This window comes from Salinarimonas soli, assembly GCF_008386575.1.
Lineage (GTDB): Bacteria > Pseudomonadota > Alphaproteobacteria > Rhizobiales > Beijerinckiaceae > Salinarimonas_A > Salinarimonas_A soli.
In genome coordinates this window covers 24,993-50,306 of the sequence record NZ_VUOA01000003.1, presented here as the reverse complement: position 1 = coordinate 50,306, position 25,314 = coordinate 24,993, and the positions used below count along the sequence as shown (strand labels likewise).

General features: G+C 72.1%; 23 protein-coding genes. 15 read left to right on the top strand and 8 right to left on the bottom strand.

Translation table 11 applies throughout. The annotated features are described in order from the left end of the window. Window positions 1-7: 7 nt before the first annotated feature. Both F0L46_RS00820 and F0L46_RS00815 read right to left on the bottom strand, forming a co-directional pair. Window positions 8-760, bottom strand: a complete 753-nt coding sequence (locus F0L46_RS00820) for a class I SAM-dependent methyltransferase (protein ID WP_149815129.1) — start codon at window positions 758-760, stop codon at window positions 8-10. A 59-nt stretch (window positions 761-819) separates the two neighbouring features. Further along, a complete protein-coding gene (locus tag F0L46_RS00815) occupies window positions 820-2,844 on the bottom strand; it encodes an AI-2E family transporter (RefSeq protein ID WP_149815128.1) in 2,025 nt (674 codons plus the stop codon). 179 nt (window positions 2,845-3,023) lie between these two features. On the opposite strand from F0L46_RS00815, the gene thrC reads away from it, so the two are divergent. The 3 genes from thrC (at window position 3,024) to F0L46_RS00800 (ending at window position 8,796) form a co-directional block, all read left to right on the top strand. Further along, window positions 3,024-4,439 (top strand): threonine synthase, encoded by a 1,416-nt coding sequence (thrC, locus tag F0L46_RS00810; protein ID WP_149815127.1) that lies wholly within the window; start codon window positions 3,024-3,026, stop codon window positions 4,437-4,439. Continuing rightward, entirely contained in the window at window positions 4,436-5,725 is a 1,290-nt protein-coding gene (locus F0L46_RS00805) for a M16 family metallopeptidase (protein ID WP_149815126.1), read from the top strand. The genes thrC and F0L46_RS00805 overlap by 4 nt, the downstream gene beginning before the upstream one ends. A 188-nt stretch (window positions 5,726-5,913) precedes the next feature. Continuing rightward, complete coding sequence (locus tag F0L46_RS00800; RefSeq protein WP_438646652.1) at window positions 5,914-8,796, top strand: EAL domain-containing protein; 2,883 nt, start codon at window positions 5,914-5,916, stop codon at window positions 8,794-8,796. Window positions 8,797-8,985: 189 nt separating this feature from the next. Here the strand turns inward: F0L46_RS00800 and F0L46_RS00795 are convergent, their stop codons facing one another. Beyond that, window positions 8,986-9,597, bottom strand: coding sequence for a YqgE/AlgH family protein (locus F0L46_RS00795; protein ID WP_149815124.1), 612 nt, complete (start codon window positions 9,595-9,597; stop codon window positions 8,986-8,988). Window positions 9,598-9,724: 127 nt separating this feature from the next. Here F0L46_RS00795 and F0L46_RS00790 point away from each other — a divergent pair, with 127 nt between their 5' ends. Further along, entirely contained in the window at window positions 9,725-10,561 is an 837-nt protein-coding gene (locus tag F0L46_RS00790) for a protein-disulfide reductase DsbD domain-containing protein (RefSeq protein WP_149815123.1), read from the top strand. Window positions 10,562-10,609: 48 nt separating this feature from the next. Then, a complete protein-coding gene (locus tag F0L46_RS00785) occupies window positions 10,610-11,095 on the top strand; it encodes a peroxiredoxin (protein WP_149815122.1) in 486 nt (161 codons plus the stop codon). A 34-nt stretch (window positions 11,096-11,129) separates the two neighbouring features. Here the strand turns inward: F0L46_RS00785 and F0L46_RS00780 are convergent, their stop codons facing one another. From F0L46_RS00780 to ispH, 4 genes are read right to left on the bottom strand one after another with little or no spacing between them, the layout of a single operon-like run. Next, a complete protein-coding gene (locus F0L46_RS00780) occupies window positions 11,130-11,618 on the bottom strand; it encodes an NUDIX domain-containing protein (RefSeq protein WP_149815121.1) in 489 nt (162 codons plus the stop codon). After that, window positions 11,618-12,079, bottom strand: coding sequence for a ribonuclease HI (rnhA, locus tag F0L46_RS00775; protein ID WP_149815120.1), 462 nt, complete (start codon window positions 12,077-12,079; stop codon window positions 11,618-11,620). Before rnhA ends, F0L46_RS00780 begins: the two co-directional genes overlap by 1 nt. Then, window positions 12,076-13,041 (bottom strand): homoserine kinase, encoded by a 966-nt coding sequence (locus F0L46_RS00770; RefSeq protein ID WP_149815119.1) that lies wholly within the window; start codon window positions 13,039-13,041, stop codon window positions 12,076-12,078. Before F0L46_RS00770 ends, rnhA begins: the two co-directional genes overlap by 4 nt. A 3-nt stretch (window positions 13,042-13,044) precedes the next feature. Next, entirely contained in the window at window positions 13,045-14,013 is a 969-nt protein-coding gene (ispH, locus tag F0L46_RS00765) for a 4-hydroxy-3-methylbut-2-enyl diphosphate reductase (protein WP_149815118.1), read from the bottom strand. Between the two features lie 183 nt (window positions 14,014-14,196). On the opposite strand from ispH, the gene F0L46_RS00760 reads away from it, so the two are divergent. From F0L46_RS00760 to F0L46_RS00745, 4 genes are all read left to right on the top strand, one after another. After that, complete coding sequence (locus tag F0L46_RS00760) at window positions 14,197-16,017, top strand: monovalent cation:proton antiporter-2 (CPA2) family protein (RefSeq protein WP_149815117.1); 1,821 nt, start codon at window positions 14,197-14,199, stop codon at window positions 16,015-16,017. Further along, window positions 16,017-17,375, top strand: coding sequence for an MATE family efflux transporter (locus F0L46_RS00755; protein ID WP_149815116.1), 1,359 nt, complete (start codon window positions 16,017-16,019; stop codon window positions 17,373-17,375). The genes F0L46_RS00760 and F0L46_RS00755 overlap by 1 nt, the downstream gene beginning before the upstream one ends. A gap of 244 nt (window positions 17,376-17,619) precedes the next feature. Beyond that, on the top strand, window positions 17,620-18,510 hold the full coding sequence (locus F0L46_RS00750; protein ID WP_188311804.1) for a DUF937 domain-containing protein: 891 nt from the start codon (window positions 17,620-17,622) through the stop codon (window positions 18,508-18,510). A 38-nt stretch (window positions 18,511-18,548) separates the two neighbouring features. Then, entirely contained in the window at window positions 18,549-18,986 is a 438-nt protein-coding gene (locus F0L46_RS00745; protein ID WP_149815114.1) for a hypothetical protein, read from the top strand. Between the two features lie 215 nt (window positions 18,987-19,201). Here F0L46_RS00745 and F0L46_RS00740 read toward each other — a convergent pair whose 3' ends face one another. After that, window positions 19,202-20,458 (bottom strand): glycerate kinase type-2 family protein, encoded by a 1,257-nt coding sequence (locus F0L46_RS00740; protein WP_149815113.1) that lies wholly within the window; start codon window positions 20,456-20,458, stop codon window positions 19,202-19,204. Window positions 20,459-20,636: 178 nt separating this feature from the next. On the opposite strand from F0L46_RS00740, the gene F0L46_RS00735 reads away from it, so the two are divergent. From F0L46_RS00735 to F0L46_RS00710, 6 genes are all read left to right on the top strand, one after another. After that, window positions 20,637-20,921 (top strand): hypothetical protein, encoded by a 285-nt coding sequence (locus tag F0L46_RS00735; RefSeq protein ID WP_149815112.1) that lies wholly within the window; start codon window positions 20,637-20,639, stop codon window positions 20,919-20,921. Window positions 20,922-20,984: 63 nt separating this feature from the next. Further along, complete coding sequence (locus F0L46_RS00730) at window positions 20,985-21,335, top strand: DUF6152 family protein (RefSeq protein WP_149815111.1); 351 nt, start codon at window positions 20,985-20,987, stop codon at window positions 21,333-21,335. Window positions 21,336-21,341: 6 nt separating this feature from the next. Next, window positions 21,342-21,803, top strand: coding sequence for a hypothetical protein (locus F0L46_RS00725; RefSeq protein ID WP_149815110.1), 462 nt, complete (start codon window positions 21,342-21,344; stop codon window positions 21,801-21,803). Between the two features lie 95 nt (window positions 21,804-21,898). Further along, window positions 21,899-22,459 carry a polysaccharide biosynthesis/export family protein gene (locus F0L46_RS00720; RefSeq protein ID WP_149815109.1) on the top strand — a complete coding sequence of 187 codons (561 nt, stop codon included), beginning with the start codon at window positions 21,899-21,901 and terminating at the stop codon, window positions 22,457-22,459. A 43-nt stretch (window positions 22,460-22,502) separates the two neighbouring features. Next, window positions 22,503-23,687 (top strand): glycosyltransferase family 4 protein, encoded by a 1,185-nt coding sequence (locus F0L46_RS00715; protein WP_240539795.1) that lies wholly within the window; start codon window positions 22,503-22,505, stop codon window positions 23,685-23,687. A gap of 89 nt (window positions 23,688-23,776) precedes the next feature. After that, window positions 23,777-25,294, top strand: coding sequence for an undecaprenyl-phosphate glucose phosphotransferase (locus F0L46_RS00710; RefSeq protein ID WP_149815188.1), 1,518 nt, complete (start codon window positions 23,777-23,779; stop codon window positions 25,292-25,294). Window positions 25,295-25,314: the final 20 nt, after the last annotated feature.

The window sequence follows — 25,314 nt, the reverse complement described above, 5'->3', positions numbered from 1 at the left end:
CCCGCCCTCAGACCCGGCCGGCCCGGAGCGACAGGGGAAAGCGCACGGGGCGTTCCCGGGCCGGATCTCCCCACACCCGGGCCAGCGCCTCCCGCGCCGCCGGGACGGGGCTTGCGCCCAGCGCCTTCTCGGCCGCGCGCACGGCCGACCAGGTGTCGAGATAGCCGACGAGCGCATCGAGGGTCCAGGCGAGCTCGATCGAGAGCGGTGGCGCCTCCAGCTCGGCGAAGGGGAAGGGCAGCGAGCGATAGCCCTCCTCCACGTGCCGGCGCTCGGGCGGCCAATAGGGTCCGACCACGGTCCAGTAGAACTCGGCGAAGACCGGATCGACGGTCTCGTCGATCGTGAGGATGCCGTAGGTGACGAGCGCCAGCACCGCGCCCGGCCGCGCCACCCGCCGGACCTCGGCATAGAACGGCTCAAGGTCGAACCAGTGGGCGGCTTGCGCGACCGTGATGAGATCGACGGAGCCGGAATCGAGTCCGCTCGCCTGGGCCGGCGTGACACGGTACTCCACCCTCTCGTGCGGCACCGCGCTCGCGATCTGCGCCGCGCTGGCATCCGTCGCGATCACCCGGTCGAAGCGCCGCGCGAGGAGCCCGGAGAGCTGGCCCGTGCCGCAGCCCGCATCGAGCGCGAGCGCCGTGCGGGGCGCCAGATCCGCCAGATAATCGACCAGAGCCGCCGGGTAGGTCGGGCGGCGGGCCGCGTAGAGGCTGGATGCTTGCGAGAAATGGTCCTTGAACCCGGATCCGGTCATGCGCGCCCTCCCGGCCGACTATGGCGCGAGGGCCGGGGGCGCGGCAAGCCTGCCGACGCTCAGGCGCCGGCGGGCTCCGTAGCGGGGCGGCGGATCACCTCGACATAGGTGGGGCCGGAGGCGGGCGGCGCGGCAGGGGCGGGCTCGGCATTGCCGGCATGGGCCGCCTCGAGGCAGGCCTTCACCCCGTCGCGCAGCGAGGAGACGTAGTAGTCCGCCCCGATGGACTTGCGCACCGCCTCGTCCTTGAGCGCCTTGTCCTCGGCGGGCCACAGGCCGACGAGCAGCGGCATCTGCGGCGCGCGCCGGCGCAGGCGGCGGATGAGGTAGCGCAGATGCGCAGGGTTGCCGCTGATCTCCAGGTACGAGATGCACACCATGGCGACGCCTTCGAGATCGAGCCCCATGACGTTGGAGCGGGAGACCGCCCCATGCGGCACTACCCGGGCGCCGAGACCGTGCTTGCCCAAGAGCTGGGACAGCATCGAGGCGGCGGCCTCGTCGAGGGGACCGCGTCCGGCGATGCACAGGACCGCGCCCTCGCGGCGCCAAGCCGGGTGCAGGGCCTCGGTCGGCGGGAGTTCGGGCGAGACGGAGGGTTTCTTGTCGAGCGCCCGCTCGTCCGGCGTGGGACCGGCCAGGTTCTCCGCCCCCTTCGCCACCTCGGCCGGGGGATCCTCGTCGTCGTAAGTGTCGAGGTCGCTCACGAGCCCCGCCACGGCGACGCGCATGCGCTCGAGCTGGGTCCGGGAGAGGACCCCGCGCAGGGCGTCGTTCGCGGCGAGCTGGAGCCCCTTCAGGGCCACCTCGTCGTAATAGGACGACAGGGAGCGGTCCTTGAGAAGCTGCTCGGCATATTCCTCGGCCTCGTCCGGGTCGCCCGCGAGCATGCGCTGATAGAAGTTCTCGGCGGGCGAGAGGGCCGGACGGTCGCCGAGGAGCACGTCGAGGAACTCCAGCCGCTCCACGTGGCGGCCGAGCACCACGAGGCACAGGGTGAGCGGCGTGGCGATGAGCAGGCCGAGGGGCCCCCACAGCCATGTCCAGAAGATCGCCGAGACCACGACCGCGAAGGGGGACAGGCCCGTGCTCTGGCCATAGACCAGCGGCTCCACCACGTGGCCCATGATCGGCTCGCCGATGGCGAAGAAGGCGATGGTCCACACGACCATGGTCCAGCCCGGATCGACGGCGGCGGCGAGAAGGACCGGGATCGCGCCCGCCACGAAGGAGCCCACATAGGGCACGAAGCGCATGAGGGCGGCGAAGATGCCCCAGAGGATCGGGCTCGGCACCCCGATGGCCCACAAGGCCACGCTCGTCATCACCCCGAAGCCCGCGTTCAGGGCGAGCTGGGTGAGGTAGTAGCGGCTCAGGCGCTGGGCCGCGTCGTCCATGGCCGCCGTGGTGCGGTGCAGGTCGCGGGCGCCGAACAGCCGGATCAGCCGGTCGCGAAGGTCCTCCCGCTGCATCAGGATGAAGACCACGATGACGAACACGATGCCGATGGTCGCGAGCGGATGCAGGATGGGCAGCAGGAAGCGCCGCGCGAGATCCAGCGCGCTCATCTCCGCCTCTTGCACCTCGACGGGCAGGGGCTTGGGAGGTTCGGGGCGGCTCGTCGGAGCGGCGCCCACCTCGGGCGCGGGCTTGTCCGCCGCCTCGCGCAGGTCGCGGCCTGCGTTGCGCAGCCGGTCGGAGAGGCGGCCGAGGACGCCGTTCTGGAGGCCCGACACCTTGGCTCGGATCGTGCTCTCGTAGCGCGGCAGGTCGGAGGCGAGGCTCGCCATCTGCAGGCCGATGACCGTCCCGAGCGACAGGACGATCCCCAGCGCGATCACCACCGCCGCGACCACGGCCGGCACGCGCGGCAGGTAGAACCGCCGCAGCAGGTCGACGAGGGGAACCAGCACGAAGCTCAGGAGCACCGCGAGCACGATCGGGATGAACACGTCGCGCCCGAAATAGAGCGCGGCGACGATCACCACGCCGACCGCGAGGTTCATGAGGCTGGCGAGGCTCGGGCCCTCGGGCGGGGTGACCGTGTTCTCGGACGGGGCAGGCGGGGCTGGAGCGTCGGCCATGGATCCTCGACCTCGCGGCAGGGTGACGCCGCACAAGGGCAACGCCGCTTGCGACATTTCGATCCAGCCGAGCTTCGGGCCTGAGCGCCCGCCCCGTGCACGGCGCGGGTCCGGCCGCGCTTGCCCTGGGGTGTCGCCCCGCCTAATGTCCGCGCGCTTTCTCCCAAAGGGACCGTTCCGTGCTCCACGTCTCCACCCGCGGCGAAGCGCCCCCCATCGGTTTCGCCGATGCCCTCCTGACGGGGCTTGCGCGCGACGGCGGGCTCTACATGCCCGAGCGCTTTCCCGTGCTCGCGCCCGAGACCATCGCGGGCTTCGCGGGGCGGCGCTTCGCGGACGTGGCGAAGACCGTGCTCGGCGCCCTCGTCGACGGGGAGCTCGCGGGGCCCGACCTCGACCGGATGATCGAGGCCTCCTACGCCACCTTCCGGCACCCGGCGGTCTGCCCCCTGGTCCAGATCGGCGACAACCTCTTCGTCCTGGAGCTCTTCCACGGCCCGACGCTCGCCTTCAAGGACGTGGCGATGCAGCTGCTGGGCCAGCTCATGGACCACGTGCTGCGGGCCAGGGGCCAGCGCGCCACGATCGTGGGCGCCACCTCCGGCGACACGGGCAGCGCGGCGGTCGAGGCCTTCCGCGGCCTGTCGCAGGTCGACGTGTTCATCCTCTACCCGCACGGGCGGGTCTCCGAGGTGCAGCGCCGGCAGATGACGGGCGTCGACGCCCCCAACGTGCACGCCGTCGCCCTGGAGGGCACCTTCGACGACGCGCAGGCGATCGTGAAGGGCATGTTCAACCATGCGCGCTTCCGCGACGAGATGCAGCTCTCGGGGGTGAACTCCATCAACTGGGCCCGGGTGGCGGCGCAGGCCACCTACTACTTCACCGCCGCCGCGAGCCTCGGCGGGCCCCACCGCCCCGTCTCGTTCTCCGTGCCCACGGGCAATTTCGGCGACGTGCTGGCCGGCTACGTCGCCAAGCGCATGGGGCTCCCCATCGAGCGCCTGATGGTGGCGACGAACGCCAACGACATCCTGGCCCGCACCCTGGAGAGCGGCGCCTACGAGCCGCGCGGCGTGGTGCCGACCGCCTCGCCCTCCATGGACATCCAGGTGTCCTCGAACTTCGAGCGCCTCCTCTTCGAGGCCTATGGCCGCGACGGCACCGCCGTGCGCCGCCTCATGGCGGGGCTCCAGCAGGGGCGCCGCTTCATGATCGAGGCGGGCCCCCTCCAGGCGATCCGCGCGGAGTTCTCCGGCAGCGCCGTGGACGAGGCCGCGACCGCCGACGAGATCGGCCGCACCTGGCGCGAGGCGGGCTATCTCCTCGATCCGCACACGGCGGTGGGCGTGCGGGCGGCCCGCGGCGGGCTCGGGCACGACCCCGCGACCCCCGTCGTGGTGCTCGGCACCGCCCATCCGGCGAAGTTCCCCGATGCGGTGGAGCGCGCCACGGGCGTGCGCCCGCCCCTGCCCCCGCATCTGGCCGACCTCATGGACCGGCCCGAGCGCTTCACGGTGCTCCCCGCCGAGCAGGGGGCCGTCGAGGCCTTCATCCGGGATCGCGGGCGCGCGGTCCGGGGCGCAGCGGCATGAACGCGGTTCTCTTCGGGGTGACCCCCGAGCCGCGGGTCACGCGGCTCGCCAACGGCTTCACGATCGCGACCGAGACCATGCCCCAGATCGCGACCGCCTCGGTCGGCGTCTGGATCGGGGCGGGCTCGCGCCACGAGCGCGAGAGCGAGCACGGCCTGTCGCATTTCCTGGAGCACATGGCCTTCAAGGGCACGGCCACCCGCTCGGCCCGCGCCATCGCGGAGGAGATCGAGAGCGTCGGCGGCGACATCAACGCGGCGACGAGCGTCGAGTATACGGCCTACACGGCCCGCACGCTCGGCGAAGACCTCGGCGTCGCCCTCGACATCCTCGGCGACATCATCACGGCCTCGGCCTTCGACGGGGCGGAGCTGGAGCGCGAGCGCGGCGTGGTCCTCCAGGAGATCGCCGCGGTCGACGACGACCCTGACGACCTCATCCAGGACGTGTTCGTCGAGACGGCCTTCCCGGCCCAGCCCATCGGGCGGCGGATCTTGGGCACCCGCACGACGGTGAAGGGCTTCACGGCGGACGCGATCCGCGCCTTCGTGGCCCGCGAGTACCGCCCCGACCGCATGGTGCTCGCGGCCGCGGGCGCCGTGGACCACGACCGCGTGGTGGAGACCGCCCGCCGCTTCTTCGAGGGCCTGCCCGCCGCCGGGCCCGGCGAGCCCGAGGCCGGCTTCTATCGCGGCGGCGAGGCGCGCCTGGAGCGCGACCTGGAGCAGGCGAACCTCGTGCTCGGCCTGCCCGGCGTCTCGTTCAAGGATCCGGCCCATTACGCGACGCAGATCCTCTCCCACGTGCTCGGCGGCGGCCTGTCCTCGCGCCTGTGGCAGGAGGTGCGCGAGACCCGGGGGCTCGCCTACGGCATCGACGCGTTCCACTGGCCCTTCTCGGATACGGGGCTCTTCGGCATCGGCGCCGGCACGGCGGGGGAGGACCTCGCGGAGCTCGTCGACGTGACGCTGGGCTGCCTCGACGGCGCGGCGCGGGGCACCGAGGCCATCGAGGTGGCGCGGGCCAAGGCGGGGCTCAAGGTCTCGCTCCTCGCGGCCCTGGAGGCGCCCGGCGGGCGCATCGAGCGCATGGCGCGCCAGCTCCTGTCCTGGGGCCGGATCATCCCCACGAGCGAGGTCGTGGGCCGGGTCGACGCGGTCGGGGTCGACGAGGTGCGCTCGGCGGGCGAGAGCGTGCTGCGCGGCCCCATGACGCTCGCCGCCATCGGTCCCATCCGGGGCCTTCCCAGCCGCGACCGGCTCAGCGGGGCGCTGGCCCGGCCGTGATCTGGCCGCAAACGGCGTCCATGCCTGCGACCCTGGCGGGGGAGCCCTCTCCCGCAGGCCGGCAGGCCGAGACTCCTGCGGACAAGCCCGGGGCCGGAGGCGCCCCTGCCTTGCCCTGGGGGCCTGCCGCCGGTACCACTCGTGAAGACCCGACCACCTCCGCCTTCCCGACGAAAGTTCTGGCAGCGTTGCGGCTCGTCCATCTCATCCTCGTCGCCACCCTGGCGCTCGTCGCGATCCTCGCGGCACCCCTCCCCGCGGGCGCGGTGGAGGCGGTCCGGGTGACGCCGGACGCCTCGGCCATCGACCTGACCCCCGCGATCGAGCGCTACCGCTCGGAGGGCGACGAGATCCGCATCTCCACCGCGCCCGGCCGCGACGGCATCGTGCGCCGCATCGCCGTGAAGGCCCGCGAGGCGGGCACCCGGCCCGAATGGATCGTCTTCGCGCTCACCAACGACACCGACGAGCAGATCGAGCGGCTGCTGGTCGCCCCCCACTTCCGGCTGGTGGGCTCAGGGGTGGTGTGGCCCGATCTGGGCTCCTCGCGGGTCGTTGCCATCACGGCGAGCGAGGGCTTCCGCCCGGAGCCCGAGGCCACGACCGACGCGGACGTGTTCACGATCACGCTGGATCCCGGCACCACGATCACCTTCGTGGCGGAGCTTCGCACCCCCAACGTGCCCCAGCTCTATCTCTGGGAGGGGGACGCCTACCGAGAGAAGGTGAACGGGCTCACCCTCTATCGTGGCATCATCATCGGCATCGCGGGACTGCTCGCCCTCTTCCTCACCATCATCTTCGTGGTGAAGGGCGCGCTGATCTTCCCCGCCGCGGCGGCGCTGGCCTGGGCTGTGCTCGCCTATGCCTGCATCGATTTCGGGTTCTTTCAGAGAGTGTTCCCCGTCAACGAGGCGGCCGAGCGCATCTACCGCGCCGCCGCCGAGGCGGTGCTCGCCGCCACCCTGCTCGTCTTCCTCTTCGCCTATCTCAACCTCAACCGCTGGCACGTGCGCTACAGCCACGTGACCGCGTTCTGGCTCCTCTTCCTCGCCGCCCTCGTGGGGCTTGCGGTGATCGACCCGCCCGTGGCCTCGGGGGTGGCGCGCATCTCCATCGCGGCGGTCGCCGGCATCGGCTTCGTGCTCGTGATGCATCTGGCGACCCACGGCTACGACCGGGCCGTGATGCTCATCCCGACCTGGCTCCTCCTCATCGCCTGGGTGGCGGCGGCGGGCTTCACGGTGACGGGGCAGCTCGCCACGGACCTCGTCTCGCCCGCCCTCATCGGCGGGCTCGTCCTCATCGTGATGCTCATCGGCTTCACGGTGATGCAGCACGCCTTCTCGGGCGGCGCCTTCGCGCAGGGTCACATGACCGACGCCGAGCGCCGGGCGCTCGCCCTGTCGGGGGCAGGCGACGTGGTGTTCGACTGGGACCTCGTGAGCGACCGGGTCTTCGTCGGCCCCGAGGTGGAGCAGCAGCTCGGCCTCAAGCGCGGCACCCTGGAGGGCTCGGCCTCCGAGTGGCTCGACCACATCCACCCCTTCGACCGCGATCGCTACCGCACCTCCCTCGACGCCGTGATCGAGCAGCGCCGGGGCCGCATCTGCCAGGACTTCCGGCTGCGCTCGGCCTCGGGGCCCTATCACTGGCTGCGCCTCAAGGCCCGCCCCATGGTGGGCACGGACGGCGAGGTGATCCGCATCGTGGGCACCGTGGCCGACGTCACGGAGGCGAAGACCGCCGAGGAGCGCCTGCTCCAGGACGCGGTGCACGACAACCTCACGGGCCTGCCCAACCGGCAGCTCTTCGGCGACCGCCTGGAGGCGGCCCTGGCGCTGGCGGGCGGCGACGAGTCGATCCGCCCCACCGTGATCGTCCTCGATCTCGACCGCTTCAACCAGGTGAACGAATCGGTCGGCCTCTCGGCGGGAGACTCCATCCTCCTCACCCTCTCGCGGCGCGTGGGGCGCCTCCTGCGGCCCCAGGACACCCTCGCCCGCGTCTCGGGCGACCAGTTCGCGGTGGTGCTCCTCTCCGAGCGCGAGCCCGACCGCGTGCTGGCCTTCGCCGACATGATCCGCCGCACCATCGCGACGCCGATCACCTACGCGGACCGTGAGATCTCGCTCACCGCCTCCATCGGCCTCACCCTCCACGACGCGGGAGCCGGCGCGCGGGGGGAGGAGTTCCTGCGCCAGGCCGAGCTCGCGATGGCCCATGCCAAGCGCCAGGGCGGCGACCGGATCGAGGTGTTCCGCCCCACCATGCGCTCGGACCGCGACGAGCGGCTGACCCTGGAGAGCGACCTGCGCCGCGCCCTGGACCGGGGCGAGGTGAAGGTGCTGTTCCAGCCCATCGTCCGGCTGGAGGACCGCACCATCGCGGGCTTCGAGACGCAGCTGCGCTGGGATCACCCCCGCCTCGGGCGGCTCGCGCCCGCCGCCTTCCTGCCGCTCGCGGAGGAGACGGGGCTCATCGTGAATCTCGGCATCTACGCCCTGGAGCGGGCCGGCCAGGAGCTCGCCGCCTGGCAGGCGGCGCTGGACGTCGAGCCGCCGATCTTCGCCACCGTCAACGTCTCGAGCCGCCAGCTTCTGCGCCACGACCTCCTCCAGGAGGTGAAGACGGTGCTGGCGCGCTCCGGGGTCCTGCCGGGCTCGCTGAAGCTCGAATTCGCCGAGAGCCTCGTGATGGAGAACCCGGAATACGCGGCCCAGATGCTCCTGCGCCTGCGCGACCTCGGGGCCGGCCTGTCGCTGGACGATTTCGGCACGGGCTACTCGTCGCTGAACTATCTCCAGCGCTTCCCCTTCGACACGATCAAGATCGACCAGTCCTTCGTGCGCCAGATCGGCAATGGCCGGCGCCCCGCAATCCTGCGCTCCATCGTGAAGCTCGCCCAGGACCTTGGCATGGAAGTGGTGGCCGAGGGCGCGGAGTCGGAGTCGGACGCGATCGAGCTCTACCAGCTCGGCTGCGAATACGCGGAGGGCGTGCTGTTCGGCGAGCCCCTGTCGCCCCTCCAGGCCCGCCAGCTCATGGGCGCGGCGCCCGAGGCGGCGTAGGGCCGAGGCCGTCGCCGTCCTCTGTCATTCCCGGGCTTGCCCCGGGGATCCAGGCCAACGGGTCGACTGGATAGCCAGGTCAAGCCCGGCCATGACACGCGCAAAAGTTCGAGAGAGCTGGTCTGAGGTGGCCACCCTCACCCCCTGGCACCGTTTGCATCCCTCTCCCATCCGGGAGAGGGGCGGATGTCACGCGTGGCCGGCGTTGGTGGAGAGCATGCGCGGGTCGATGCCGATGGCGCGCATGGCGCGCTCGTAGCGCTGGTCGAGGGGCGCGTCGAAGATGAGATCGGGCTCGGCGGGGCAGTTGAGCCAGCCGTTGTTCTGGATTTCGCTCTCCAGCTGCCCCGCGCTCCAGCCCGCATAGCCTAGGGCGAGGAGCGCGTTGTTGGGGCCCGTGCCGCTGGCGATGGCGCGCAGAATGTCGATGGTGGCGGTCAGGCAGATGCCGTCGTCGATGGGGAGCGTCGACTGCTCCAGGAAGAAGTCCGGGCTGTGCAGGACGAAGCCGCGGCTCGTCTCCACGGGGCCGCCCATCAGCACCTGCATGCGCTCCACCCGGTTCGGCAGGCGGATCGTGTCGGCCTTGGGGATGATGTCGAGCTGGACCAGGAGGTCGGGCAGGCTCAGGTCGGGCGCGGGCCGGTTGACCACGATGCCCATCGCCCCTTCGGCCGAGTGGGCGCAGACATAGATCACGCTCCGATGGAACCGCTCGTCCATCATGCCGGGCATGGCGACGAGAAGCTGACCGTCGAGGTAACCGGGCGACGCCTCGCCTTTGGAGCGTTGGATGCGCATGGGTCCATGCTACGCTGACACGGGTTCTTGTCCATCCCCGCGGCGCGCGAGTTCACGCGATCGTGGATGGCCGGGCCGGCACGCCGCCCGTATGGCATGACCCCGACAGGCCCGGATTGGTTCCACCATGGCTTCCTTGCGTTCCCTCGCCCTCCTCGCCGCCCTCACGGCGCTCGCCGCCCCCGCCCGCGCGGCCGACGCCTCGTCCTGGGACCGGGGCCATCACTCGCAGGCGCGGCTCGTGGGCGGCGGGCCCGTTCCGGGCGAGGCGGGGCGCCTCGCCGGCATCGAGATCCGGCTCGATCCCGGCTACAAGACCTATTGGCGCAATCCCGGCGACGCGGGGCTTCCGCCCGTCTTCGACTGGTCGGCCTCGCGCAACGTGCGGGGCGTCGAGGTGGTCTGGCCCGCGCCCCGGCGCCTCGACGATCCGGGCGGCGTCTCCTACGGCTACGAGGACGGCGTGACGCTGCCCCTCAAGGTGACGCCGGAGACGCCCGGCAAGCCCGTGGAGCTCGGCCTCTCGCTCCATTACGGGGTCTGCAAGGAGATCTGCATCCCGGCCCAGGCGAACCTCCGCCTGCCGCTCGCGGGCGACGGCGCGGGGGCGGCCCCGCTCCTGCGGGCGGCCCTCGAGCGCGCGCCGCGCCGCCAGGCCCCGAACGAGGGGGCGCTCGCGGTGGTGTCGGCGAGCGCCGCGGGCGGGCGGATCCGCGTCCTCGCCCGCAGCCCCGCCGGGGCGCAGCCCCAGCTCTTCGCCGAGGCGCCCGACGGCTGGTATCTCGGCGCCGTGGGCGCGCCCGTGCCGGCATCGGAGGGCGGCGCCAATGCCGCCTTCGAGGTCGAGGTGCTGGAGAAGCCGAAGGAGGCCGGAGGCGCCGTGCCCCTCACCTTCACCCTCGTCGCTGGACCCGATGCGGTCGAGACCGCACTGAGCCTCGACGCGGGCCTGCTGTCACGCTAAGCGAAGGGGACGGCGCGTTCGCGCCAGCCCTCGAGCGGAGACATTCCCATGACGATCCAGGTCGGCGACCGCCTGCCCCAGACCACCTTCCGCGTGATGAGCGCTGACGGCCCGGCTCCGAAGACCACCGACGACGTGTTCAAGGGCCGCAAGGTCGTGCTCATCGCCGTGCCGGGCGCCTTCACGCCCACCTGCCACCGCAACCATCTGCCGGGCTTCGTGACCCATGCTGACGCCATCAAGGCGAAGGGCGTCGACGCCATCGCGGTGACCGCCGTGAACGATGTCTTCGTCATGGACGCCTGGGCCAAGGCGAGCGACGCCGGCGGCAAGGTGGAGTTCCTCGCCGACGGCAACGGCGATTTCGCCAAGGCGGTCGGCCTCGCCCTCGACGGCTCGGGCTTCGGGCTGGGCACCCGCTCGCAGCGCTATTCCATGATCGTCGACGACGGCGTGGTCCAGGCCATCAACGTGGAGGACGCCCCCTCCAAGGCCGACGTCTCCGGCGCCGAGGCGCTGCTCAAGCAGCTGTGAAGACGAGCACCCCTCGCCCCTTGGGCGAGGGGTGTCACGTGAACTGGAACGCACCCGTCGCCTTGAACCGACCGTAGGCCGCGAGGGTGCGGGCCATGCAGGGCATCAGCTCGGGAAGCCCGTCGGGCGCGAACCAGCCCACCCGCAGGCTCTCGTCGTCCGCCACCCGGGGCGTGCCCGTGTAGGACGCCGCGTGGAAGAGCAGGGTGTGGTAGTGGCACACGTGCCCGTTCGGATAGGTCCAGACCTCGTGGGCGGGGTCGGACGCGAAGCCGAAGGCGGAGATGGCGCCGAGCACGAGCCCCGTCTCCTCCTCGACCTCCCGGATCGCCGCCGTCTCCAGCGCCTCGCCCTCGTCGGGCACGCCGCCCGGCAGGCCCCAGAGGCGGAAGTCGGTGCGCAGCTGGAGAAAAATCTCGCCCCGCTCGTTCTCGATCACCACCCGGGCGCCGGGCACGAGGAGCAGGCGCGAGCCCACCTCGGCGCGCAGGCGGCCGAGGTAGGAGTCGGAGAAGCCCGCCATCAGCGGCCGCCGGCGGCCTTGGCGGCCCGCATCTGGGTGATGGCGCTGCGCGCCAGGGCGTCGACCCGGTTGTTGAGCGCGTTGTCGGCGTGGCCCTTCACCCAGTGCCAGCGCACCTCGTGACGGTTGCGAGCCTCGTCGAGGCGCCGCCACAGGTCCTCGTTCTTCACGGGATCGCGCGAGGCCGTGCGCCAGCCGTTCGCCTTCCAGCCCTTGAGCCATTGCGTGATGCCCTGACGGACATATTGCGAGTCCGTGTAGACGTCGACGGTGCAGGCGCGGCTCAGAGCCTCCAGCGCCGAGATCGCCGCCATGAGCTCCATGCGGTTGTTGGTGGTGACGGGCTCGCCCCCCGACAATTCGCGCTCCTTGCCCTTGAACAGGAGCAGCGCCCCCCAGCCGCCCGGGCCCGGGTTCCCGGAGCAGGCGCCGTCGGTGTAGATCGTGACCGGTTCGCTCATCGTTGGAGCCCGTATTCGAAGGCGCTGGTGGCCTTGCCGTGGAAGGAGAGCTTGCGGTCGTATTCCAGCGGGTCCTTCGGCTTCACGAGGGCGCCGGGCGGGACGTTGAGCCAGTCGACGAGGCGGGTGAGCATGAAGCGCAGGGCCGACCCGCGGCAGAGGAGCGGCAGGGCCTCGACCTCGTCGGGCTCCAGGCGCCGCACTCGCTCGTAGCCCGCGATCATGGCCCGCCCCTTGGTGACGTTGAACGAGCCGTCGGGCTCGAAGCACCACGCGTTGAGGCAGATCGAGAGGTCGTAGGCGAGGGCGTCCGTGCAGGCGAAATAGAAGTCGATGAGCCCCGACACCGCCTCGCCGATGAAGAACACGTTGTCGGTGAAGAGATCGGCGTGGATCACGCCCGTGGGCAGGCCCGCGGGCCAGTGCCGCTCGAGCGCGTCGAGGGCCTGCGCGGCGCGCTCGCGAAGCCCCGGGGAGACCCGGTCGGCCTGGGCCTGCGCCGCCTCGAAGAGCGGGCGCCAGCCCGTCACCGAAAGCGCGTTCTCCCGGGTCATGGGAAAGTCCCGCCCCGCCGCGTGCAGGCGCCCCAGGGCCTCGCCGAGCGCCCCGCAATGGCGGGCGTTGGGACGGCGCACCGAGAGCCCCTCCAGGAAGCTCACGAGGGCCGCGGGCCGCCCGGCGAGCCGGCCCAGGGCCTCCCCGCGCCGGTCGAGGATCGGCAGCGGGCACACGAGCCCGTTGGCCGACAGGTGCCGCATGAGGCCGAGGAAGAACGGCAGGTCGGATTCCCGCACCCGCTTCTCGTAGAGGGTGAGGATGTAGGAGCCCCGCTCGGTATGGAGGGCGAAGTTCGAGTTCTCGACGCCCTCGGCGATGCCCTTGCAGGAGAGCACGCGGCCGATGTCGTAGCCGGCGACGAAGGCTTCGAGCTCCTCGTCGGACACTTCCGTGTAGACCGCCACCGCCTACTCCGCCGCCTCGCCGCGCAGCTCCCGCGGCAGGGGGAAGAACACGTCCTCGGTGACCGTCGTCACGGTCTGGACGGCCACGTCGTAGCGCTCGGCGAAGGCGTCGATCACCTCCTCGACGAGCACCTCGGGCGCGGAGGCGCCCGCCGTGATGCCGAGGCGCCGGATGCCGCCGAAGAGCGACCAGTCGATCTCCCGGGCACCGTTGACGAGCCGGGCGACCGGGCAGCCGGCCCGCTCGGCCACCTCGCGCAGGCGCTGCGAGTTGGAGGAGTTGGGCGAGCCCACCACCAGCACCCCGTCGACGAGGGGCGCCACGCGCTTCACCGCCTCCTGGCGGTTGGTGGTGGCGTAGCAGATGTCCTCCTTGTGGGGCGCGATGATCGCGGGGAAGCGCGCCTGGAGGGCCGCCACCACGGCGCGGGTGTCGTCCACCGAGAGGGTCGTCTGCGTCACGAAGGCGAGATTGTCGGTGCGCTCCGGGGACAGGCGCTCCACGTCCTCGACCGATTCGATGAGCGTGATCGCGCCCGCGGGCAGCTGGCCCATCGTGCCCACCACCTCCGGATGGCCCTCGTGGCCGATGAGGATCACGTGGCGCCCGCGCTTGTGATGCACCTCCGCCTCCCGGTGCACCTTGGTGACGAGGGGGCAGGTGGCGTCGATGGCGAACATGCGCCGCTCCAGGGCCGCCGCCGGCACCGCCTTGGGCACGCCGTGGGCCGAGAAGATCACCGGCCGGTCGCCGTCGGGGATCTCGTCGAGCTCCTCGACGAACACCGCGCCCTTCCGGCGCAGGCTCTCCACCACGTACTTGTTGTGGACGATCTCGTGCCGGACATAGACCGGCGCCCCGTGGAGCGTGAGCGCCCGCTCCACCGCGTCGATTGCCCGCACCACCCCGGCGCAGAAGCCGCGCGGCGCGCACAGGAGGATGTCGAGGGGGGGCTTGGAGGGCGCGGTCATGACGGAGGCGATGTGGCGAGAGCGGGGGCCGCGTGTCAAGTCGCCGTGGCGAACCGCGATGTCCCAGGCGGGCGGGCGCGAGGGCAGTCGCGCCCCACGTGCCCCAGCGCACAGCCCCTCCCCTCGCGTCATCCGGCGTGACGGTCTATGGGTGAGCCCCCCCGTTCGGATCCCCACCCGCCCATGGCCGGCACCGCCTCCCACGCCAGCTTCCTGCCCCCCGTCCTCGTGTTCTGCGCGGCCGCGGTCATCGCCGTGCCGATCGTCCGGCGGCTGGGGCAGAGCGCGGTGCTGGGCTATCTCGCGGCGGGGCTCGCGATCGGGCCGTCGGGCCTAGGTCTCGTGGGCGATCCGGGCACGATCCTCGGCGTCGCCGAGCTCGGGGTCGTGCTGCTGCTGTTCATCGTGGGGCTGGAGCTCAAGGTCTCCCGGCTCATGTCCATGCGCCGGGACATCTTCGGCCTCGGCCTGGCGCAGATGGCCGTGACGGGGGTGGCGGTGGGGCTCGTCGCGCAATGGGCGGGCTTCTCGCCGGCGGGAGCCGCGGTCGTCGGCATCGCCATCGCGCTCTCGGCGACCTCGATCACGCTCCAGATCCTGGAGGAGCGGCACGACCTGCATACGCCCTACGGCGAGCGCTCCTTTGCCGTGCTCCTGTTCCAGGACCTCGCCATCGCGCCCATCCTCGCCGTGGTGCCGCTCCTGGGGACGGCGGGGGCGGTGGGATCGCTCCCCGACGCGCTCACCGGCGTTTCGATCGCGCTCGGCGCCGTCCTCGCGGTGGTGATCGTGGGGCGCTACGGCCTCAACCCCTTCTTCCGCCTCCTCGCCGACAGCGGCGCCCGGGAGGTGCTGACCGCGAGCGCGCTCCTCGTGGTGCTGGGCGCCGCCCTCCTGATGCAGGAAGCGGGCCTGTCCATGGCGATGGGCGCGTTCCTGGCGGGCGTGCTCCTCGCCGAGTCGAACTTCCGCCACCAGCTCGAGGCCGACATCGAGCCCTTCCGCGGGATCCTGCTGGGGCTGTTCTTCATCAGCGTCGGCATGACCATCGACCTCGCGGTGGTGCGCCAGGAATGGCGCACGCTCCTTCTCGCGACGCCCGTCATCGTGGCCGGCAAGGCCCTCATCGTCGCCGTCCTGATGCGGACCTTCGGGTCGCCGTGGCGCGACGGCCTGAGGGCGGGCGCAGCCCTCTCGCCCGCGGGCGAGTTCGCCTTCGTGCTGCTGCCCCTGGCGGCGGGCTATGCGATCCTCTCCCCCTCCCAGGCCCAGCTCCTCACGGCGCTCGCCGCCTTCACCATGCTGGCCGGCCCCGTCGCGGCCAAGGCCCTCGACGGGTGGCTCGCGGGCCGGGGCGAGCCCGAGCCGGAGCCCGACAGCTTCGACGGGGCCGAGGGTGAGGTGGTGGTGATCGGGTTCGGCCGCTTCGGGCAGATCGTGAACCAGATCCTGCTCGCCCAAGGGGTCGACGTCACGGTGATCGACCTCAACGTCGACCGGATCCGCAACGCCGCCCGGTTCGGCTTCCGGGTCTATTACGGGGACGGCGGGCGGCTCGACGTGCTGCGCGCGGCCGGCGCCGGCCGGGCCCGCATGATCTGCGTGTGCATCGACGATCCGCCGGGCGCGACCCGCATCGTCGAGATGGTGCACCAGCACTTCCCCCAGGCCGCGACCTATGTGCGCGCCTATGACCGCATCCACGCGATCGACCTCATGAACCACGACGCGGACTTCATCGTCCGCGAGTCCTTCGAATCGGCCCTCGCCTTCGGGCAGGGCATGCTGGAGGGCTTAGGCATCGAGCGCGACCAGGCCCGCGCCGTCGTCGACGACGTGCGCCGGCGCGACACGGTGCGCCTCATGCTCCAGAGGACGGAGGGGATGATGGGCGGCCTCGACCTCCTGCACGGGGTCACGCCCGAGCCCCTGGTGGAGCCCAAGGCCAAGACGCGCGCGCTCTCGCCCGAGACGCGCGACATCATCGGCGACGAGAGCATCTGATGGACGCCCCTACCCCGCCGCCGCTTTCCGCGTCCGAGCCCCGCTTCGTCACGGGCTCGACGATGCGCCACGTGGTCGTGATGACCCTCACGGCGTCGGTCGGGCTGATGGCGGTGTTCGTCGTCGACCTGCTCTCGCTTCTCTACGTCTCGCGGCTCGGCGATCCGCGCCTGACCGCTGCCGTCGGCCTCTCCACCATCGTCCTGTTCATCGGCATCTCCATCAATGTCGGGCTCATGATCGCCGTGGCGGCCCTGGTCTCGCGGGCGCTGGGGCGCGGGGACAGGGCCCTGGCGCGCCGGCTCGCCGCCTCGTCCCTCGTGATCATGGCGATCTTCGCGGGCCTCGTCGTGGCCGTGATCTGGCCGCTTCTGCCCCGGGCGCTCGCCCTCATCGGCGCGGACGACGAGACCCGGGCCATCGCGGCGCGCTTCATCGCCATCACCCTGCCCTCCAACGTGCTCATGGCCCTCGGCATGGGCCTGTCGGGCGTGCTGCGGGCCGTGGGCGACGCCAAGCGGGCCATGTACGTGACGCTCGCGGGCGGGATCGTGACGGCGGGGCTCGATCCGCTGCTCATCTTCGGCCTGGGCCTCGGCGTCGACGGCGCGGCGGTCGCGACTGTGATCTCGCGGATGGTGTTCGCGTGGGTGGGCTGGCACGGGGCGGTGCGGGTGCACGATCTCGTGGCGCGCCCGCGCTGGGCCGACGTCGTGGCCGATGCCCGGCCCATGCTCGCCATCGCCCTGCCGGCGGTGCTCACCAACATCGCGACGCCCGTGGCGAGCGCCTTCGTGGCGGGGGTGATCGCGCGCTTCGGCGACACGGCGATCGCGGGCAACGCCATCGTCGACCGGCTCACCCCCGTGGCCTTCGGCGGGCTCTTCGCGCTGTCGGGGGCGGTGGGGCCGATCCTCGGCCAGAACTGGGGGGCGCTGCGCTTCGACCGGATGCGCCAGGCGCTGCGCGACGCGGTGGTGTTCACGGCGATCTATGTCGGGATCGTGTGGGCCGTGCTCGCGGCGGGAAGCGGCATGATCGTCGCCCTCTTCGATGCGCGGGGGCTCGCGGCGGAGCTCGTGACGTTCTTCTGCTGGGTCAGCGGCCCGATGTGGTTCTTCATCGGCCTCCTCTTCGTCGCCAACGCGGCATTCAACAACCTGGGCTCGCCGTTCCTCTCCACGGCCTTCAACTGGGGCCGGGCGACGCTGGGCACGGTTCCCTTCGCCTATCTCGGGGCGGCGTGGGCGGGGCCGGTGGGGGCGCTCGCGGGCGTCGCGCTGGGCTCGGTGCTGTTTGGCATCGCAGGGATCCTCACCGCCTTCTGGACCCTGCGGCGCCTCGAGCGCGCGGCCTGAGGGCCCGGCCGGTCAATGAGATTCTGGGTTGTTTCCTGGCGAGCGCGCCCGATCAGGCCACATTGCCAGACCCGACAACACGTGCTCGCAGGATCGATGCGGGACAAGCCGGGTGCCCGAAACCACTCGAATCTCACTCGCCGCGCATGGTCGGTCAGGCTCTGAGGGCCCGGCCGGGCGACAGTCTGGCGTTGCCCCGCGCCCCCCGGTCCCCTTAAGGTCGGACCGCCGTCGGAGAAGCGCCTTGCTCACCTTCCTGGACATCTGGAAATCGGCCCAGGCCGTCTCGACCCTGGAGACCGCGGGGCGCCAGTTCGGCCTCACCCCCGAGCAGGCCCGCACCGCGGCCGCGGCGCTCACCCCCGCCTTCCTCATGGCGCTCCAGCGCAACGCGCTCCAGAGCCCCGGGGCGTTCGCCGACCTCATGCGGCTCACCGGCACCGGCAGCTTCGCCTCGCTGCTGAGCCAGGGTTTCTCCGCCTTCACGCCCCAGCGCCGGGCGGAGGCCGACGACGCGGTGGGCCGCCTGTTCGGGCCCGAGGTGAGCCGCCTCGTGGCGCAGCAGACGGCCGCCATCGCCGGGATCGCCCCGGAGGCCATGCGCCAGCTCATGCCGCTCGCCACCGGCCTGATGTTCGGGGGCCTGTTCCAGAGCGCGGCCGAGCGCGGGTCCACCAACGTCTTCGCCCAGATGGCCGAGATGGCCCGCGCCGCGCCGCCGCGGCCCGAGCCCCCGCGAAATCCCTTCGCCGAGATGATGCGCCCGTGGTTCGCGGCACCCGCGCCGCCGGAGCCCTCAAGACGGGCGCCCGCGGCTCAGCCGACAGGGCGAAACCCTTGGGAGGACCTGTTCGGCATCATGTTCGGGCTCACCCCGAAGCCCGACGCGCCGCCCCCACCCGTACCCGCCGCCGCGCCCGATCCCCTCGGCGACATGATGCGGATGATGATGGGCCTGCCCTCGCCGCAAGCCCCTCCGCCGCCCGAGCCCGAGCCGGATCCCGCCCCGGACGCTGCGCAGGCCTGGGGACAGGCGCTGCGCGCGGGCCAGGAGGCGCAAAAGCGCCATCTTGAGGCGCTTCAGACAATCTTCGACCGGGCCTGGCGCCCCGCCGCCCGCGAGGCGGAGGGGTAGGCCCGGGGCCGCTCACCCCCCTGAACCGGACAAGCACGATGCGCCCATTCTCCGCTCTCACCCTGGCCGCCCTGATCGCGGGCGCCTCCGCCGCCATGACCGGCCCGGCCGCCGCCCAGGCACGCTTCGAGGGCAAGTGGACGATCCTGGGCATCGACGACGCCTCGCCGGTGAAGGAGGGCGCCGAATGGGTGGGGCGGACCATCGCCTTCAACCGCAACGCGGTGGTGGCGCCGAGCCCGCTCGACTGCGCCAAGCCCACCTACGAGTTCGTGCGCGTCCCACAGGGGGGCCTGTTCGCGGGCCTGATGTCGGAGACGGAGGCCCAGGCCTTCGCCAAGCGCCGCAGCCTGCCGGCCGAGACGGATACCCTGCGGGTGAGCTGCGAGAACGGGGTCAACGACTATCACGTCGTCGGCCAGCGCCTCGTCTTCATGCTGGACGGGGTGATCTACGTGCTGGCGCGCGCGCCTTGAGGGCGGCCTTGCTCAGGGGATGACAGGAGTTCCTTGGAGCGCCCTTCGAGGCTCCCCCGGATGGACCGGGGGTGCCCCCCTCTTCCAGTGGGAGAGGGGGGCGCGAAGTGCCAGGGGGTGAGGGGTGACCACGGGAAACCAGGGGTTTCCATCCCTCCATATTGAAAAGCCCGCGCCAGCGGGCGTCTCGAGGCCCACGCCACCTCGCACAGCCCCTAGACGCACAGAATCGCGCGAAAATCGTTCACGTTGGTGCCCGTCGGTCCCGTGACTACGAGGCCGCCCGCCCGCTCGAAGAAGCCGTAGGCGTCGTTGTCGGCGAGGTGCGCCGCGGCATCGATCCCGCGCTCGCGCGCCTGGCTCACGGTCAGGCCCGACACGATGGCGCCCGCGTTGTCCTGGGTGCCGTCGATCCCGTCGGTGTCGCAGGCCAGGGCGTGGACCCCCTCCCAGCCCTCCATCGCGATGGCGAGCGCGAGGGCGTATTCGGCGTTGCGCCCGCCCCGGCCGCTCCCGCGCAGGGTCACCGTGGTCTCGCCGCCCGACAGGATCACGAAGGGCCGCGCCATGCCGGCCTCGATCCGGGCGCGCAGCTCGGCGGCATGGGCTGCCGCGACGTCCCTCGCCTCGCCCTCGACCTGGTCGCCGAGCGAGATCACGGCCACGCCCCGCGAGTCCGCGAGCTCGGCAGCAGCCCGAAGCGAGAGGGAGGGCGCGGCGACAAGGTGGAACTCTCCATGGGGCAGGCCGCCGGGCTTGACGCTCTCGGCCTCGGGCGAGGCGAGGAAGGCGCGCAACGCCGGCGAGACCGCGATGGCGTGCCGGTCGAGGATCGCCCGCGCCTCGGCGCTCGTGGTGGGGTCCTCCACCGTCGGGCCCGAGGCGATGGCGTGGGCCAGGTCCCCCGGCACGTCCGACACCGCGAGGGTGACGACGCGCGCGGGCGCGGCGGCCCGGGCGAGGCGCCCGCCCGCCGCCATGGAGACATGCCGCCGGATCGTGTTCATCTCCGTGATCGACGCGCCCGAGGCCAGGAGCGCCCGGGTGAGGTCCTGGAGGTCGCTCAACGGGATCCCCGGCGGGGGCAGGGTCAGGAGCGCCGAGCCGCCACCCGAGACGAGGGCGAGCACCACGTCGTCGGGACCCAGGCCCGAGACGGCATCGATCAGCCCCTGAGCTGCCCGGGCGCCAGGCTCGTCGGGAACGGGATGGCTCGCCTCGACGACGGTGATTCGCTCGCACGGGACGCCATGCCCGTAGCGGGTGACCACGAGGCCCGCGAGGGGCCCGCTCCAGCGCTCCTCCACCACCCGCGCCATCTGGGCCGCGGCCTTGCCAGCCCCGACCACCACGAGACGCCCGCGCACGTGGCTCGGCAGGTGGCGCGCGATCTCCTCGGAGGGATCCGCGGCCTTCAGGGCCGCCGCGAAGAGGGCGTGCAGGAGAGCTTGCGGGTCGGGGAAGGAGGGCATGGCGGCTCGTGCGGCGTCGGGGACCAGCCTCGACCTTAGCCTAGTCCCGGCGCCGCGCGAAAGCGTGACCAGGGCAACGATGCCACACCTTCGCGCCGGTTCATCGCGACACACACCCGGGCCCTTGACGGACCCCGGGCGCGCCCCGAAGCGTTGATCAGGGGATTGGAGCATGTCCATGGCCGACAAGAGCGCGGAAACCTCGTCGAAACGGGGCACGATCGAGAAGCCCGTGCAGGAGCGGCTCGGCCGCGAGCTGCGCGTCGCCTACGGCACCATCGAGGCGAAGCCCGCCTTTCTCGGCGACCCTGCCCTGCCGCCCCAGTTCGACGAGCCCGTGCGGCGCCTGCACCGGGCCCAGAAGGCCCATGCCACGGGCGTGGCGGCGGTCGAGCGGGCGCTCTCGGGGCTCGGATCGGACGCCGACGAGCCCCCCGCCCCGCCCCGTCACGAAAAGCGCTGAGCCGACCTCCGGCTTGACGCCGTCCCCGATCGCGGCACGATGGGCCTCGACGGAGGACCGCCCATGACCGCTCGCCTCGCGCTCTGCACGATCATCGCCGTCCTCGGCGCGGGCGGCGCCCTCGCCCATCACGGCTGGGGCAGCTACGACGCCGCCAAGACCCTGCGCATCACGGCGCCGGTCGAGTCGCTGCAATGGCAGAACCCCCACGTCCACGTCATGATCCCGCACGAGGGCAAGACCTGGGAGGCGGTGCTGGCGCCGCCCTTCCGCATGAACGCGCGGGGCCTCGAGCCCGAGGCGATCAAGGCCGGCACGCCCGTCACCGTCGAGGGCTATGCCTCGACCAAGGTTCCCACCGAGCTGCGCGCCGAGCGCATCATCGTCGACGGCAAGACCTTCGAGCTGCGCTGACCCGCGATGTACCCCGAGATCCTCGCCGCCCTCGAGGCCTCGTGGCTCGGGAACGCGGCGCGCCACTCGCCGTGGCTGTTCACGGGGGCGAACCTGCTCCACGTGCTCGGCTCCGCCCTGCTGGTCGGCGCCATCGCGGTGTTCGACCTTCGGGTCCTGGCCGGGCGCGGCGCCTGGGAGACGGGACGGACTGCGATCCCGCTTGCCGCGGCAGGGCTCGCCCTCCAGATCCCCACGGGGCTCGTCCTGCTCGCCGTCGAGGCGCGGGCGTTGGGCCAGAACCCCGCCTTCCTCGCCAAGGCGGGCCTCGTCGCGCTCGGCGTCGCGAACGTCGCCCTGTTCCACGCCCGCTTCGGGGGGCCCCGGCGGGGCTTGCCCCTGCCCGGCGCGGCGCGGCTGCAGGCGGGGGTGTCGCTAGGCGCCTGGGTGCTCGCGCTGCTGGCGGGACGGCTCATCGCCTATCTGTGAGCGGGCGCGGCCGCGCCCGGGTGAGGGTTTGTTAACCTTGACGGCATTACGGTCGCCGCGACCGTTCCTCGATCCGACGTTCCCCTCAAGGTTCCATGAACCGGCGTTCCGTCCTCCTTCTCCTGGCCTCGGCAGGGTCCCTCGGCGCCTGCGTGTCGCAGCCGCTGCGGACCGGCAGCCTCGATGGGGCGTCCTCCGCGCCCTACACCCTGGCCTCGGGCGACCGCCTGCGCATCATCGTGTTCGGGCAGGAGAACCTCTCCAACATCTACGCCGTGGACGGCTCGGGCCGCATCGTGATGCCGCTCATCGAGGCGGTGCCCGTGGCGGGGATGAGCACGAGCCAGGCCGCCCGCGCCATCGAGGCCCGCCTGCGGGGAGGCTTCCTGCGCGAGCCCCGGGTCACCGTGGAAATCGACGCCTACCGGCCGTTCTTCATCCTCGGCGAGGTCACGAATTCGGGCCAGTTTCCGTTCGTCAACGGCATGACCGTGCAGACGGCGGTGGCGATCGCCGGCGGCTTCTCCCCCCGCGCAACGCGCACGACCGCCGAGATCTCGCGTCCGACCGGTGACGGGATCGTAACGGCTTCCGTGCCAATCACGGCTCCGGTGCGCCCCGGAGACACGATCGTCATCAAGGAGCGCTGGTTCTGACCCTCCGACCGAGCGGGGACGGCCTTTGACGACGGACACATCTTTGCGCATCCTCCACGTGCTGCGCGCGCCCGTGGGCGGCCTCTTCCGGCACGTGGTCGACCTCGCCCGCGAGCAGGCGGCTCGCGGCCACCAGGTGGGCCTGTTCTGCGACGCCAGCACCGGCGGCGAGCGTGCCGAGGCCATCCTGGCGGAGCTCGCGCCCGCCCTGGCGCTGGGCGTCGTGCGGGTGCCCATGCGGCGCAATCCGCACCCCTCCGACTTGGTGGCGCTGCTGGCGCTCCGGCGCGCCTACCTCGATCTTGAGCCCGACGTGCTCCACGGGCACGGCTCCAAGGGCGGCGCCTATGCGCGGCTCGTGACGGCGCCCTCCCGCGACGCCCGCACGATCCGGGCCTACACGCCGCACGGCGGCAGCTTCAACTACCAGCCGGGCACGCCCCTCCACCGCCTCTACATGGCGGCCGAGGGCCTGCTCGCGCGGCGCACCGACGTGTTCCTCTTCGAAAGCAACTTCATCGCCGGGCGCTTCCGGGCCTATGTGGGCGAGACCGACCGGCTGGTGCGCGTGGTGCTCAACGGCATCGGCGAGGCCGAGTTCGCCCCCATCCAGGCCTGCCCGAACCAGGGGGATCTGGTCTATGTGGGCGAATTGCGAGCCGCCAAGGGCGTCGACACCCTCATCGAGGCCATGGGCCTGCTTCAGCGGCGCGGCCGCCGGGTGACCCTGCATGCCATCGGCTCCGGCCCCGACGAGGCGGCCCTGCGGGCCCATGCCGAGCGGGTGGGCGTCGCCGACAACATCTCGTTCGCCGGCGCCATGCCGATCCGCCATGCGCTGGGGCGCGGGCGGGTCATGGTGGTGCCCTCCCGGGCCGAGTCCCTTCCTTACGTGATCCTCGAGGCGGCCGCTGCCGCGGAGCCCCTGGTCTCCACGGGCGTAGGCGGCATCCCCGAGATCTTCGGCCCGCACGCGGGCGCCCTCATCCCCGCCGACGATCCGGAGGCGCTTGCCGCCGCGATCCTCGCCAAGCTCGACGAATGCCCCGAGGCGAGGGCCGCGGCGGCCGCGGCGCTCAGCGCCTTCGTGCGCGGGCGCTTCTCGCTCGGCCAGATGGTGGAGGGCGCCATCGCGGGCTACCGCGCCGCGCGCGAGCGGCGCGCCATTCCCGCCGCCCGCCCGGGATTCGGCGCGCCCGTTAAGGCTTCCGTGAACGCCGGAGGGTAACGTCGCGTCAGCGCCGGGCCGCGCGGCATGGCCGTGCCGGCCCGAGCCCTGCCCAGACAGGTGACACCGTGATCGACATCCGGGATCTCATGGCCGCGGCCTCGACCATCGCCGTCGACGGCCGAGTCGCGCCGCCCCGCCCCGAGCGCCGGGCCGGCACCCCCACCGCCGAGGGCGTGGTCGGCACGCCCGCCGCCAAGCGCCTCTCGCCCGTGGTGATGACGGGCGCCGTGCGCATCGCGGAATTTGCCCTCTCCGTGCTGAGCGGCTTCGTCGTATACGAGTGGTACCTCGCCGAGCGGGGTTGGCCCGACCTCAACTACGCGGTGGGCGTGGTGGCGCTCGCCGTCGCGACGATCGTCGTGCTCCAGGGTCTCGGCGCCTATTCGATCCCCGCCTTCCGGGCCTTCGCCCGCACGGGCCTGCGCCTCTTCGGGGGCTGGAGCCTCGTCTTCCTCCTGGCGCTCGCCGCCCTTTTCCTCCTGAAGGCCGGCGAGCAGTTCTCCCGCGTCTGGCTCGTGGGCTGGTACGGGCTGGGGCTGGTGCTGCTGATCGCCGAGCGCCTGGCGCTCGCCTTCGCCGTGACGCGCATGACCCGCGCCGGCTGGTTCGACCGGCGCACCGCCATCGTCGGCGGCGGCCCGGTGGCCGAGGGCATGATCCGGGCGCTGGAGGCGCAGAGCGACACAGGGATTCGGGTCGTCGGCGTGTTCGACGACCGGGGCGACGAGCGATCCTCCGACGTGATCGCGGGCTATCCGAAGCTCGGCACGGTCGACGACCTCGTGGACTATACCCGCCGGACCCAGCTCGATCTCGTGATCTTCACGGTGCCGCTCTCCGCCGAGACGCGCCTTCTCCAGATGCTGTCCAAGCTCTGGGTGCTGCCCATCGACATCCGGCTTGCCGCCAACACCAGCAAGCTGCGCCTTCGCCCGCGCAGCTATTCCTATCTCGGCTCTGTCCCGGTCCTCGACCTGTTCGACAAGCCGATGGCGGACTGGGACCTCGTGGTGAAGTGGCTGTTCGACCGCATCGTCGGCGGCCTGCTCGTCGCGGCGCTCTCGCCCGTGATGATCGCGGTGGCGATCGCCATCAAGCTCGATTCCCGGGGGCCCGTGTTCTTCCGGCAGAAGCGCTACGGCTTCAACAACGAACTCATCGAGGTGTTCAAGTTCCGGTCGATGTATGTCGACCAGTGCGACGTCACCGCCTCGAAGCTCGTCACCAAGGACGACCCGCGCGTCACCCGCGTCGGCCGCTTCATCCGCAAGACCTCCCTCGACGAGCTGCCCCAGCTCCTCAACGTGGTGCTCAAGGGCGATCTCTCCCTGGTCGGCCCCCGTCCGCACGCCCTCCACGCCAAGGCCGCGAACCAGCTCTACGATCAGGTGGTCGACGGCTACTTCGCCCGCCACAAGGTGAAGCCCGGCATCACGGGCTGGGCGCAGATCAACGGCTGGCGCGGCGAGACCGACACCCAGGAGAAGATCCAGCGCCGCGTCGAGCACGACCTCTACTACATCGAGCACTGGTCCGTGTTCTTCGACCTCCAGATCCTCGCCGCGACTCCCCTGGCGCTGTTCAAGACCGAGAACGCGTATTGAGAGGCGGACGCCCCTCTCCC

Coding starts and splice junctions, on each gene's coding strand:
- F0L46_RS00820 (WP_149815129.1), bottom strand. CDS start 760: ATGACCGGATCCGGGTTCAAGGACCATTTCTCGCAAGCATCCAGCCTC.
- F0L46_RS00815 (WP_149815128.1), bottom strand. CDS start 2,844: ATGGCCGACGCTCCAGCCCCGCCTGCCCCGTCCGAGAACACGGTCACC.
- F0L46_RS00805 (WP_149815126.1), top strand. CDS start 4,436: ATGAACGCGGTTCTCTTCGGGGTGACCCCCGAGCCGCGGGTCACGCGG.
- F0L46_RS00795 (WP_149815124.1), bottom strand. CDS start 9,597: ATGCGCATCCAACGCTCCAAAGGCGAGGCGTCGCCCGGTTACCTCGAC.
- F0L46_RS00790 (WP_149815123.1), top strand. CDS start 9,725: ATGGCTTCCTTGCGTTCCCTCGCCCTCCTCGCCGCCCTCACGGCGCTC.
- F0L46_RS00785 (WP_149815122.1), top strand. CDS start 10,610: ATGACGATCCAGGTCGGCGACCGCCTGCCCCAGACCACCTTCCGCGTG.
- F0L46_RS00780 (WP_149815121.1), bottom strand. CDS start 11,618: ATGGCGGGCTTCTCCGACTCCTACCTCGGCCGCCTGCGCGCCGAGGTG.
- rnhA (WP_149815120.1), bottom strand. CDS start 12,079: ATGAGCGAACCGGTCACGATCTACACCGACGGCGCCTGCTCCGGGAAC.
- ispH (WP_149815118.1), bottom strand. CDS start 14,013: ATGACCGCGCCCTCCAAGCCCCCCCTCGACATCCTCCTGTGCGCGCCG.
- F0L46_RS00760 (WP_149815117.1), top strand. CDS start 14,197: ATGGCCGGCACCGCCTCCCACGCCAGCTTCCTGCCCCCCGTCCTCGTG.
- F0L46_RS00755 (WP_149815116.1), top strand. CDS start 16,017: ATGGACGCCCCTACCCCGCCGCCGCTTTCCGCGTCCGAGCCCCGCTTC.
- F0L46_RS00745 (WP_149815114.1), top strand. CDS start 18,549: ATGCGCCCATTCTCCGCTCTCACCCTGGCCGCCCTGATCGCGGGCGCC.
- F0L46_RS00740 (WP_149815113.1), bottom strand. CDS start 20,458: ATGCCCTCCTTCCCCGACCCGCAAGCTCTCCTGCACGCCCTCTTCGCG.
- F0L46_RS00735 (WP_149815112.1), top strand. CDS start 20,637: ATGGCCGACAAGAGCGCGGAAACCTCGTCGAAACGGGGCACGATCGAG.
- F0L46_RS00730 (WP_149815111.1), top strand. CDS start 20,985: ATGACCGCTCGCCTCGCGCTCTGCACGATCATCGCCGTCCTCGGCGCG.
- F0L46_RS00725 (WP_149815110.1), top strand. CDS start 21,342: ATGTACCCCGAGATCCTCGCCGCCCTCGAGGCCTCGTGGCTCGGGAAC.
- F0L46_RS00720 (WP_149815109.1), top strand. CDS start 21,899: ATGAACCGGCGTTCCGTCCTCCTTCTCCTGGCCTCGGCAGGGTCCCTC.
- F0L46_RS00710 (WP_149815188.1), top strand. CDS start 23,777: ATGGCCGCGGCCTCGACCATCGCCGTCGACGGCCGAGTCGCGCCGCCC.